The sequence below is a fragment of the Mesobacillus subterraneus genome, assembly GCF_003937825.1.
Taxonomy (GTDB): domain Bacteria; phylum Bacillota; class Bacilli; order Bacillales; family Cytobacillaceae; genus Mesobacillus; species Mesobacillus subterraneus.
Genome location: NZ_RSFW01000020.1, coordinates 39,942 through 52,228, shown reverse-complemented (window position 1 = coordinate 52,228; position 12,287 = coordinate 39,942). Strand labels below are relative to the sequence as shown.

Genomic DNA, 12,287 nt, shown 5'->3' with positions numbered 1-12,287 from the left:
GGAATCAAAGGAGGAAATACTCATGGCAGTAAAAGTTGGTATTAACGGATTTGGACGTATTGGACGCGTAGTTTTCCGCGCAGCATTGAACAATCCTAACGTAGAAGTAGTGGCAGTTAACGATTTAACTGATGCAAACATGCTTGCTCATCTTTTAAAATACGACACTGTACACGGTACTTTAGATAAAGAAATTACAGTTGATGGTGACTACCTTGTAGTTGACGGCCACAAAGTAAAAGTACTTGCTGAAAGAGATCCAGCTCAACTTGGCTGGGGAGACCTGGGCGTAGAAGTAGTTGTAGAATCAACTGGACGTTTCACTAAGCGTGCAGACGCTGCCAAACACTTAGAAGCAGGCGCTAAGAAAGTTATCATTTCTGCTCCAGCATCTGAAGAAGATATCACAATCGTTATGGGTGTTAACGACGACAAGTACGATGCAGCTAATCACCACGTAATCTCTAACGCATCTTGTACAACAAACTGCTTGGCTCCATTCGCTAAAGTATTGAACGACAACTTCGGAATCAAGCGCGGTATGATGACAACTGTTCACTCATACACAAATGATCAGCAAATTCTTGACCTTCCGCACAAAGACTACCGTCGTGCGCGTGCAGCTGCGGAAAACATCATTCCTACAACAACTGGTGCTGCAAAAGCAGTTTCCCTTGTATTGCCTGAACTAAAAGGCAAATTGAACGGCGGAGCAATGCGTGTTCCAACTCCAAACGTATCACTAGTTGACCTTGTTGCTGAGCTTGACAAAGACGTAACAGTTGAAGAAATCAACGCTGCATTCAAGAAAGCTTCTGAAGGCGAACTTAAAGGAATTCTTGGCTACAGCGAAGAGCCACTTGTATCAAGTGACTACAACGGCAATGCATACTCTTCTACAATTGATGCTCTTTCAACAATGGTTATGGAAGGCAGCATGGTAAAAGTCATCTCTTGGTATGACAATGAGTCTGGTTACTCTAACCGTGTAGTTGACCTTGTTGATTTCATCGCAAAAAAAGGTCTGTAAGCTAATATTGGATATACCATCCAATATTGACTATAATGTAGTGGGATGAAAAGGGGAGCGGGGTAATTCCCTCTCCTCTTTTTCTGCTTAAACGCGCATTGGCGCTATCTTAAAGGAGGTCTCTAGCCTTGAACAAAAAGACAGTAAAAGATGTGGATGTAAAAGGAAAACGAGTTTTTTGCCGCGTTGATTTCAACGTGCCGATGAAGGATGGACAGGTTACGGATGATACAAGGATCCGTGCAGCTCTTCCAACAATCCAGTACCTGGTTGAGCAGGGAGCGAAAGTCCTTCTTGCAAGCCACCTTGGCCGTCCAAAAGGGCAGGCTGTTGAAGAATTGCGTTTGACTCCAGTAGCAAAGCGTTTGTCTGAGCTGCTTGGCAAAGATGTAAAGAAAACAGACGAGGCTCATGGCGAATCTGTAAAATCTGAAATCGACAGCATGAACGAAGGCGATGTCCTGCTTCTTGAGAATGTCCGTTTCTATCCAGGCGAAGAGAAAAATGATCCTGAACTGGCAAAAGCATTTGCTGAACTTGCAGATGTCTATGTCAACGATGCGTTCGGAGCTGCTCACCGTGCCCACGCTTCAACAGAAGGCATTGCAAAGCATCTTCCTGCCGTTTCAGGCTTCCTGATGCAAAAAGAGCTAGATGTACTTGGAAAGGCTCTATCAAATCCAGAGCGTCCGTTCACTGCGATCATTGGCGGGGCAAAAGTTAAAGATAAGATTGGCGTCATCGACAATTTATTAGAAAAAGTAGATAACCTGATCATCGGCGGCGGACTGGCTTATACATTCGTAAAAGCACAGGGCCACGAAATCGGAAAGTCTCTTTTAGAAGAAGATAAAATTGAATTGGCTAAGAGCTTCATGGAAAAAGCAAAAGCAAAGGGCGTAAACTTCTACATGCCAGTTGATGCCATTGTTGCCGACGATTTTTCTGCGGATGCAAATACAAAGGTCGTGCCGATCGAGGAAATCCCAGCTGATTGGGAAGCACTTGATATTGGACCTAAAACAGCTGAAACTTACAGCGACGTGATCCAGAAGTCCAAGCTGGTCATCTGGAACGGACCAATGGGCGTATTCGAAATCGACCAATTCGCTCAAGGTACAAAAGCGGTAGCACAAGCATTAGCCGATGCAAACGATACATATTCGGTCATCGGCGGAGGAGACTCTGCAGCTGCAGTTGAGAAGTTCAACCTAGCAGACAAAATGAGCCACATCTCTACAGGCGGCGGCGCTTCCCTCGAATTCATGGAAGGCAAAGAGTTGCCAGGCGTAGTGGCATTAAACGACAAGTAAGATTTGAAGTTCATAAGGGGCTATGCAACAGCAATATAAGGGTGCGGATCCTGACCGTTGCCAATGAATAGTTCTATTGAACAGTAGGCTCTGTTAAAGCCCGATGGTATCTTTAGCATCCTGTTGATTGTAGTGGAAAGCGCGAAGACTCCTCCGAAAATGCTAACGCATTTCCATCGTGCGTGGGCATATTCGAGGAAGCTTATTCAGGGTCCAGCGGGATCATGGGTCAGGGGAGACCCCGCAGGAGTGAAACGACGAGGAGGCTCCCCGACCCACCCGCGGAAAGCGAAGCGCCTGGAACGCAAATCAACAGTCTATATTAACAGAGCCTGCAATCATAGTGATAAGCCCAACATCCAGCAGGTTATAAAGCATTACAACGCTGTAACAACAGCAATCTTGAAAGGAAGTGTCAGCATGCGAAAACCGATCATTGCAGGTAACTGGAAAATGCATAAAACGCTGCCTGAAGCCAAGGATTTTATTGAAAAAGTAAGCGGTCTTGTTCCTTCAAAAGACAAGGTTGAATCCATAGTCTGTGCTCCAGCACTGTACCTTGGACAGCTTGTTGAACTGACAAAGGAATCAGACGTCGAAATTGGTGCGCAAAATATGCACTTCGAAGAAACGGGTGCTTTTACAGGCGAAATCAGCCCTAAAGCATTGGAAGACATCGGTGCGAAGTATGTGATCATCGGTCACTCGGAACGCCGTGAAATGTTCAATGAAACAGACGATTCTGTAAACAAAAAGACATTGTCTGCATTCAAATATAATCTGACTCCAATCGTTTGCTGCGGAGAAACGCTTGAACAGCGCGAAAATGGCGAAACAAACGAGTTTGTCGGCGGCCAGATCAAAGCAGCTCTTAACGGCCTGACAGAAGAGCAGGTTAAGCAGACTGTAATCGCTTATGAGCCAATCTGGGCAATCGGAACAGGAAAATCATCAACAGCTGAAGATGCGAACGAAACTTGCGCGCACATTCGCAAGGTGATCGCAGAGCAATTTTCACCCGAAGTGGCTGAAGCAGTCCGCATCCAGTACGGCGGCAGCGTAAAGCCGGCAAACATCAAGGAATACATGTCCCAGCCTGACATCGACGGCGCATTGGTCGGCGGCGCAAGCCTTGAGACAGATTCCTTCTTGCAGCTATTGGAGGCAGGTACAAATGAGTAAAACGTCACCAACAGCTTTGATCATTCTGGACGGCTTTGCTTGCCGCCCTGAGGCAAAAGGAAATGCAGTTGCCCAGGCGAAAAAGCCGAATTTTGACCGCTATTGGAACAACTACCCGCATGCACAATTGATTGCGAGCGGCGAAGCGGTTGGCCTGCCAGAAGGCCAGATGGGTAACTCTGAGGTTGGACACCTGAACATCGGTGCCGGCCGAATTGTTTACCAGAGCCTTACACGCGTGAACATCTCGATCCGCGAAGGCGAGTTTGAAAGAAATGAAACCTTCCTTGCGGCAATCAAGCACGCAAAGGAAAAAGGCACTGCCCTTCATTTGATGGGCCTGCTGTCTGACGGGGGCGTTCACAGCCATATCGAGCATATGTTCGCGCTGTTGAAGCTTGCGGCTAGTGAAGGTCTTGAGAAGGTATACGTTCACGGCTTCCTTGATGGACGTGACGTTGGTCCGCAGACAGCTCCTGGATACATTAAACAAGCGCTAGAAAAAATGAGTGAAATCGGTGTCGGTGAATTTGCGACGATTTCTGGGCGATACTATTCTATGGACCGTGACAAACGCTGGGAGCGCGTCGAGAAATCCTACCGTTCAATGGTGTACGGTGACGGGCCAACGTATTCAAACCCAATGGAATTGATCGAAGATAACTATAACAACGGAATCTTTGACGAGTTCGTTGTCCCATCTGTGCTTGTGCGCCCGGATGGTTCACCAGTCGGGACAGTCAAAACGGATGATGCTGTGATTTTCTACAACTTCCGTCCTGACCGCGCCATCCAGATTTCAAACACTTTTACAAATAAAGATTTCCGTTCGTTCGAGCGCGGCGAAGGCCATCCAGAAAGTCTTCACTTTGTCTGCCTGACACACTTCAGTGAAACGGTTGACGGATTTGTGGCATTCGAGCCGACGAACCTTGATAACACAATCGGTGAAGTGATTTCCCAGGCGGGCATGACGCAGCTTCGAATCGCTGAGACGGAAAAATATCCGCACGTAACGTTCTTCATGAGCGGCGGACGTGAGCAGGAATTCCCTGGCGAGAAGCGGATCCTGATCAACTCGCCAAAGGTTGCAACTTACGACCTGCAGCCGGAAATGAGCGCCTATGAAGTAACAGATGCACTGATCAAGGAAATCGAAGCAGATAACTTCGATGCAATTTTATTAAACTTTGCAAACCCTGATATGGTTGGCCACTCAGGCATGCTTGAGCCGACAATCCAGGCTATTGAAACAGTTGACGAGTGCCTTGGCCGCATCGTTGACCTGATTGTTTCAAAAGGAGGAACAGCGATCATCACGGCTGACCACGGAAACGCGGATGAAGTTGTGACGATGGAAGGAAATCCAATGACAGCCCACACGACGAATCCGGTACCTGTCATTGTGACGAAGGACGGCGTTGAGCTTCGTGAAGACGGAATTCTCGGCGACCTTGCACCAACTATGCTAGAATTACTAGGACTCCATAAGCCAGCCGAAATGACTGGAACAACATTAATCAAAAAATAAGGAGAGATTACTTATGCCATTCATTACAGACGTATACGCACGCGAAGTATTAGATTCCCGCGGTAACCCAACAGTTGAGGTAGAAGTTTTCACAGAATCAGGCGCATTCGGACGCGCACTAGTTCCAAGTGGAGCTTCAACTGGTGAATACGAAGCAGTAGAACTTCGTGACGGCGACAAAAGCCGCTACCTTGGAAAAGGTGTTCTAAAAGCAGTTGAAAACGTGAACGAAATCATCGCTCCATTCTTGATCGGTGAAGAGTTCAACGTTCTTGACCAGATTGGCATCGACCATGCGCTCATCGAGTTAGATGGTACAGAAAACAAAGGTAAATTAGGCGCTAACGCAATCCTTGGTGTTTCCATGGCTGTTGCACACGCTGCTGCAGATTACCTTGACATTCCTTTATACCAATACCTTGGCGGATTCAACGCAAAGCAGCTTCCAGTTCCAATGATGAACATCGTTAACGGCGGCGAGCACGCTGACAACAACGTCGACATCCAGGAATTCATGGTTATGCCTGTTGGCGCTGAGAACTTCCGTGAAGCACTTCGCATGGGTGCGGAAATCTTCCACAGCCTGAAAGCTGTTTTAAAAGAAAAAGGCCTGAACACAGCTGTAGGTGACGAAGGCGGATTCGCTCCAAACCTTGGTTCAAACGAAGAAGCTCTTCAAACAATCGTTACAGCAATCGAAAAAGCTGGCTACAAGCCAGGCGAGCAAATTATGCTTGCAATGGACGCTGCATCTTCTGAGTTCTATAACAAAGAAGACGGCAAATACCATCTTTCTGGAGAAGGCGTCGTGAAGACATCTGCAGAAATGGTTGACTGGTACGAAGAAATGGCTTCTAAATACCCAATCATCTCAATCGAAGACGGCTTGGATGAAAACGACTGGGAAGGCCACAAGCTATTGACTGAGCGCCTAGGCGGCAAAGTCCAGCTAGTTGGTGACGACCTGTTCGTTACAAACACGAAGAAGCTTTCTCAAGGGATTGAGCAAGGCGTTGGCAACTCTATCCTCATCAAAGTAAACCAAATCGGTACTTTGACAGAAACATTCGACGCAATCGAAATGGCGAAGCGCGCAGGCTACACTGCAGTCATCTCTCACCGTTCAGGTGAAACAGAAGATGCAACAATCGCTGACATTGCAGTTGCAACAAACGCTGGCCAGATCAAAACTGGTGCACCATCCCGTACAGACCGCGTAGCGAAGTACAACCAGCTTCTTCGCATCGAAGACCAGCTTGGCGAAACAGCTCGCTTCAACGGAATCAAATCATTCTACAACCTTAAGAAGTAATCCTTCTTGAGATACCGAAACACCGGTGGCATGACGATGCCCCGGTGTTTTTTATATATAGAGCTTTAATGGACATATTGAGATGTATAGCTGTTCAAAATGTCTATAAGAGGATTCTGGAGGTAATGTCCTAAAAGTCAAACCATCATTCCCAAAAAAAGAGTATCTAAAAAATCACATAACTCCGCCTTATCTCCACTAGTAAAAATAGGCAACCCTCCAACCATGAAATAAACTGGCTTTCAATCCACAATACTATAGCTATACTCAACTTAGATGGGAGCCGGAGTTATGAAGAACTATCTTCTAGCCGCAGTCTTGATTACTTTTACCCTATCCTCATTCGCATCGGGGACTGCTCTTTCAGCAGCCAGTCAAACCCCATCCGAAGCGTCATCATCAGCAAAAAAGCCTAAGCAAGAAGCGCCTTCTTCTCTAAAACGAGCGAAATACGAAAAGACGGGGCATGTTTTTTGGGATATCCCGGTGAAGGAAAAGCTTGTCGCGTTCACCTTTGATGATGGTCCTGATCCGACCTTCACGCCGCAAATTCTCGACGCGCTAAAAAAGTATGACGCTAAGGCAACGTTTTTCGTCATTGGCGAGGAGGCGGAAAGATACCCTGAGATCGTTAAACGGCAGGCAGCGGAAGGGCATGAGATTGGCAACCACACCTACAGGCATCGTTTCCGGGACGGCTATTCCCCGGCAATGCTCAAAAAGGAACTGGATAAAAACGCGGAGGTCATCAAAGGTCTGACTGGCATCAAACCCTCCATATTCCGGCCAGTTGCAGGTTATTATGATAAGGAAATCGTCGACACCGCTATTGAAGGTGGATACAATGTGATTCTATGGTCCTGGCATCAGGAAACGCGCGATTGGAGCAGGCCTGGCGTCGCAAAAATCACCCGGAATGTGATATCTGATACTAGGCCTGGTGATGTCATAATATTCCATGATGCTGGCGGGGACCGGTCGCAGACGGTAAAAGCTGTCGAAAACATCCTGGAGATTTTATACAAGAATGGCTATCAATGTACGACCGTTTCAGATCTGCTGTACAGGTCCAACTCAATGCTTCCTGAACCATTACAATAGTGAACGGCCATCAATGGTATGAAATAGTAAAAGAGGGATCAGCCATCCGTTAAAATAGTACATGACAATCTCCAGTTCAAGAATACAGTTAGTGAGCAAACGGCAATTGGTAAAAAACAGCTGCTCAATAAAATTCAGAACAATTCGGACAAGTATTGTTTCATTCCCGAAAATGTGATAAATTAGAAATACTGTTAGCAGTTTTTCGGGAGGTACGTCATGCATACATTATTAGTTGTTCTACTCGTGATCGTCAGCATTGCGCTGATTGTGGTCGTTCTGCTTCAATCAGGCAAGAGTGCTGGTCTGTCCGGTGCGATTTCCGGAGGCGCGGAGCAATTGTTCGGAAAGCAAAAGGCGAGAGGCCTTGACCTTGTCCTTCACCGTGTCACGATCGTTCTATCTGTTTTGTTCTTCTTATTGACTATTGCCGTTACTTATTTTGAGCTATAATACACACAATGACCCGGCTTCGATTGAGGCCGGGTTTTGTTGTGTTCTGGGAAGTGCGTTCAGGCAATCACGCAACGAGCAGAAAGCCGCTTGCCGACTAATTTCGGTGGGCCGCAAGGTTAGATGCAGAAAATCCTCACATAATTCACGTAATTGTGGGTATTTACATATATAAAGGCTTTTAGTTGGAATGTTACCTGCATGTTTGTTAAAACTAAGGAAGATATTGATTTTGTTTATTAGAGGGAGTAGGAAAATGAGAAAGTTAGTACCAAGACCTTTTACATTTAAAGCTGGAAAAAGAGCAGTGCTATTGCTGCATGGTTTTACCGGTAATTCTGCGGATGTCAGGATGCTGGGCCGCTTTTTGGAAACGAAGGGGTACACCAGCCATGCGCCTGTATTCAAAGGGCATGGAGTGCCTCCTGAAGAATTGATACATACTGGCCCGGAGGATTGGTGGCAGGACGCGCTTGATGGGTATGAACTGCTGAAGAGCGAAGGCTACGATGAGATTGCTGTTGCCGGACTTTCACTGGGCGGAGTGCTTTCCTTGAAACTGGGTTACACTGTACCGCTGAAGGGAATCGTTCCTATGTGCGCGCCGATGCACCTTAAGACAGAGGAACTGATGTACCGCGGCGTGCTTGAGTATGCCCGTGAATATAAGAAAATGGAAGGCAAACCGGAGGAACAGATTGAGGCTGAGGTCAAGGAGCTTGAACAGAAAACGATGGTCACGCTAAAAGATCTTCAGGAGCTGATCAAAGAGGTCCGCGCCAGCATTGATTTAATCTATACTCCGACATTTGTCGTTCAGGCCCGCCATGATAATATCATTGATCCTGACAGCGCGAATATCATCCACGACAATATTGAGTCCGAGCATAAAAAGCTGAAGTGGTATGAGGAATCGGGCCATGTCATAACCCTGGACAAGGAGCGCGACCAGCTGCACGAAGATATTTATGAGTTTCTTGAGTCGTTAGATTGGAAAGAATAAAAGGATAGAACTCTTATTAAAGGAGGGATTCATATGGATGAGAACATTAAAGGCCATATAGACAGGCTTTTGCATTATATGAAGGACGAAGCGTACAAGCCGCTGACCGTCCAGGAGTTGGAGAGTGCCTTCGGAATCGAAGACTCCTCGACATTCAAGGACTTCGTGAAGGCGCTTGTGGTCATGGAGGAAAAGGGACTTGTCGTCAGGACACGCAGTGACCGTTACGGACTTCCGGAAAAAATGAATCTCGTGCGCGGACGTTTCAGCGCACACGCGAAGGGATTCGCATTTGTCATCACCGAGGAGCAGGGGATGGACGACATCTTCATTCCGCCGAACGAGACGAGCAATGCGATGAATGGGGATACGGTCCTCGTCCGAGTATCATCTGACAGCTCGGGGCAGCGCCGTGAAGGGACCGTTGTGCGGATCCTGGAAAGAGGAGTCTCACAAATCGTCGGTACCTATACCGAAAGCAAGCATTTCGGTTTCGTGATTCCAGATGATAAAAAGTTTACGAGTGATATCTTCATTCCGAAAGAGGCGGGAATGGGTGCAGTCGAAGGGCATAAGGTCGTGGTAAAACTGACGAGCTACCCTGAAGGCCGCAAGAGTGCCGAGGGTGAGGTCATCGCCATACTTGGCCATAAAAATGACCCGGGTGTCGATATCCTGTCAGTCATCCATAAGCATGGCTTGCCGCTCGAGTTCCCAGATGAGGTCATGGAGCAGGCGAATAATGCCCCGGACCAGATCAATGAGGACGAGATCGCGAACCGCCGCGACCTGCGTGATGAAGTCATCGTCACGATCGACGGCGCCGATGCCAAGGACCTTGATGATGCTGTCCAGGTGACAAGGCTGGAGAATGGCAACTATAAACTGGGCGTCCACATTGCCGATGTTACTTATTATGTAACGGAGGACTCGCCAATCGACCGCGAAGCAGAAGACCGCGGGACAAGTGTGTACTTGGTGGACCGGGTGATCCCGATGATTCCGCACCGACTATCGAACGGAATCTGTTCATTGAATCCGAAGGTCGACCGCCTGACCCTGTCATGTAACATGGAGATCTCTGCTGAGGGGCAAGTGGTGAACCATGAAATCTACCAGAGTGTCATCAAGACGACTGAGCGGATGACCTATTACGATGTGAACAGAATCCTCGTTGATAAGGACGAGGAAACGCGTTCGCGCTATGAGTCTCTTGTTCCAATGTTTGAGATGATGGAAGAGCTTGCCGCCATTCTTCGTAAAAAAAGGATGGGAAGAGGCGCGATCGATTTTGATTTTAAAGAATCCAAGGTACTGGTTGATGAAGAAGGGCAGCCAACGGACGTTGTTTTACGTGAGCGTTCAGTCGCGGAAAAGCTGATCGAGGAATTCATGCTTGCGGCGAACGAAACAGTCGCGGAGCATTTCCACTGGCTGGATGTACCGTTCATCTACCGTATCCACGAAGATCCGAAGGAAGACAAGCTGAGGAAGTTTTTCGAGTTCATCACGAACTTTGGCTATATCGTAAAAGGTTCAGCCAATGCTGTCCATCCTCGGGCGCTTCAGGAAATCATCGAGGAAGTCCAGGGCAAACCGGAGGAAATGGTCGTTTCGACCGTCATGCTCCGTTCGATGCAGCAGGCTAAATACTATCCTGAAAGCCTTGGCCACTTTGGGCTTTCAACGGAATTCTATACTCATTTCACTTCACCGATCCGACGCTATCCGGACTTGATTGTCCACCGTCTGATCAGGACATACTTGATCGAGGGCAAGCTTGACCAGGCGACAAAGGAAAAGTGGAATGCGATGCTGCCGGATATCGCCGAGCATTCCTCAAACATGGAACGCCGCGCGGTTGAAGCGGAACGTGAAACAGATGAGCTGAAAAAAGCGGAGTACATGGAAGACAAGGTTGGGGTGGAATACGATGGAATCATCAGCTCCGTCACGAACTTCGGGATGTTCGTCGAGCTTCCGAACACCATTGAAGGTCTTGTCCATGTCAGCTATATGACAGACGATTATTACCGCTATGAAGAGCGACAAATGGCGATGATCGGCGAGCGTACGGGCAATGTCTTCCGCATCGGGGACGAAATCACTGTCCGCGTCATTAACGTCAATAAGGATGAGCGCTCTATCGATTTCGAGATTGTTGGCATGAAGGGCACACCAAGACGTGAGCGACCTGCTGCGCCGAAGGTCTTCAAGACAGGCAGCAGCGAGAAGAAGCCGCGCCGCGGAAAAGAAGAGGAAGGCAAGCTTGGTGGCAGGGGATCTGGCGGAAGAGGATCAGCAGGCGGGGGCCGCAACGGTTCTGGCTCAGGATCCAAACCAAAGAGCAAAAAGAAAAAGTTCTTTGAAAACGCCCCGGCAGCAAAGCGCAAATCCAAAAAGAGAAAATAGGCAACTTGAAAAGGAGAGCTCCTGCTGAAGGGGCTCTCTGTTGTCACTTTAAAAGAGTCTAAAGTACTTCTCGTAGTGAGAAGCAGGGAGCTTGCGCTTTTCGTTTTGTCTAGCTCCAGCGCCTAGCCCCTCGAGTCGCTTGTTTAGTGTCGCCTCCTAGAAACTCCGAAACTTCAACTCCGCCGGCAGAAGCAAAAAGCGCTTCTTTGTCGGAGTCTCCAGTTTCTGCGTTTCTGGACAGTCGGCTATACATTTCGATTTCGGTCCGCCCAATTAAGTCAAAGAACGACTTCACTGGGCGGCCCTCCAGCGCTTGTCGGGGCTGACCAAGGCGCTTGCGCTTTTCGTTGTAGCAGAAGGCCATTTTTGTTAAAATGAGAGAACACAGAAGGGGGAAGTTTTATGCCAAAAGGTGAGGGAAAAGTCGTCGCTCAAAATAAAAAGGCGAACCACGATTATTTTATAGAAGAAACATATGAAGCGGGAGTCGTCCTCCAGGGAACGGAAATTAAATCAATCCGCAACGGCCGCGTCCAGCTGAAGGATTCCTATGCGAAGGTCCACAATGGGGAACTGTTCCTGTACAACCTGCATATCAGCCCATACGAGCAGGGGAACCGCTACAACCATGACCCTCTGCGTACAAGGAAGCTTTTGCTTCACAAGCGTCAGATCAACCAGCTGATCGGAGAGACAAAGGAAGCTGGATACGCACTAGTGCCACTGAAGATTTACCTGAAGAATGGATTCGCCAAGGTTTTAATCGGTCTCGGTAAGGGTAAAAAGAACTATGACAAGCGTGAGACGCTGAAGAAGAAAGAAGCAAGCCGAGATATCGAGCGTGCCTTCCGTGAGCGCCAGAAAATGTAAGCTTGTCAGCTGAGGAAGAGTGTACCAGTTGAAAAAAGTACTCAGTGTGTTATAATAATAACTGTCACCAGCGAGTGACG

At 47.8% G+C, this 12,287-nt stretch carries 10 protein-coding genes; all 10 read left to right on the top strand.

Translation table 11 applies throughout. From position 1 onward, the window contains the following. The first annotated feature begins 22 nt into the window (after nucleotides 1-22). Nucleotides 23-1,030 carry a type I glyceraldehyde-3-phosphate dehydrogenase gene (gene gap, locus EJA10_RS17725; protein ID WP_125481365.1) on the top strand — a complete coding sequence of 336 codons (1,008 nt, stop codon included), beginning with the start codon at nucleotides 23-25 and terminating at the stop codon, nucleotides 1,028-1,030. A gap of 128 nt (nucleotides 1,031-1,158) precedes the next feature. Then, the gene (locus EJA10_RS17720; protein ID WP_125481364.1) at nucleotides 1,159-2,343 is read left to right on the top strand and encodes a phosphoglycerate kinase; all 1,185 of its coding nucleotides are present in this window, start codon (nucleotides 1,159-1,161) and stop codon (nucleotides 2,341-2,343) included. A gap of 420 nt (nucleotides 2,344-2,763) precedes the next feature. Beyond that, complete coding sequence (tpiA, locus tag EJA10_RS17715) at nucleotides 2,764-3,525, top strand: triose-phosphate isomerase (RefSeq protein WP_125481486.1); 762 nt, start codon at nucleotides 2,764-2,766, stop codon at nucleotides 3,523-3,525. After that, the gene (gene gpmI / locus EJA10_RS17710; protein ID WP_125481363.1) at nucleotides 3,518-5,056 is read left to right on the top strand and encodes a 2,3-bisphosphoglycerate-independent phosphoglycerate mutase; all 1,539 of its coding nucleotides are present in this window, start codon (nucleotides 3,518-3,520) and stop codon (nucleotides 5,054-5,056) included. The genes tpiA and gpmI overlap by 8 nt, the downstream gene beginning before the upstream one ends. A gap of 13 nt (nucleotides 5,057-5,069) precedes the next feature. Continuing rightward, on the top strand, nucleotides 5,070-6,368 hold the full coding sequence (gene eno / locus EJA10_RS17705) for a phosphopyruvate hydratase (RefSeq protein WP_125481362.1): 1,299 nt from the start codon (nucleotides 5,070-5,072) through the stop codon (nucleotides 6,366-6,368). 291 nt (nucleotides 6,369-6,659) lie between these two features. Beyond that, entirely contained in the window at nucleotides 6,660-7,469 is an 810-nt protein-coding gene (locus EJA10_RS17700) for a polysaccharide deacetylase family protein (RefSeq protein ID WP_125481361.1), read from the top strand. A 219-nt stretch (nucleotides 7,470-7,688) separates the two neighbouring features. Then, nucleotides 7,689-7,922: a preprotein translocase subunit SecG gene (gene secG / locus EJA10_RS17695; RefSeq protein ID WP_125481360.1), complete on the top strand. Its 234-nt coding sequence runs from the start codon at nucleotides 7,689-7,691 to the stop codon at nucleotides 7,920-7,922. 256 nt (nucleotides 7,923-8,178) lie between these two features. Beyond that, nucleotides 8,179-8,925: an alpha/beta hydrolase gene (locus EJA10_RS17690; protein WP_125481359.1), complete on the top strand. Its 747-nt coding sequence runs from the start codon at nucleotides 8,179-8,181 to the stop codon at nucleotides 8,923-8,925. Between the two features lie 33 nt (nucleotides 8,926-8,958). Beyond that, nucleotides 8,959-11,337, top strand: a complete 2,379-nt coding sequence (gene rnr, locus EJA10_RS17685) for a ribonuclease R (RefSeq protein WP_125481358.1) — start codon at nucleotides 8,959-8,961, stop codon at nucleotides 11,335-11,337. Between the two features lie 402 nt (nucleotides 11,338-11,739). Next, nucleotides 11,740-12,207, top strand: coding sequence for an SsrA-binding protein SmpB (smpB, locus tag EJA10_RS17680; RefSeq protein WP_125481357.1), 468 nt, complete (start codon nucleotides 11,740-11,742; stop codon nucleotides 12,205-12,207). Nucleotides 12,208-12,287: the final 80 nt, after the last annotated feature.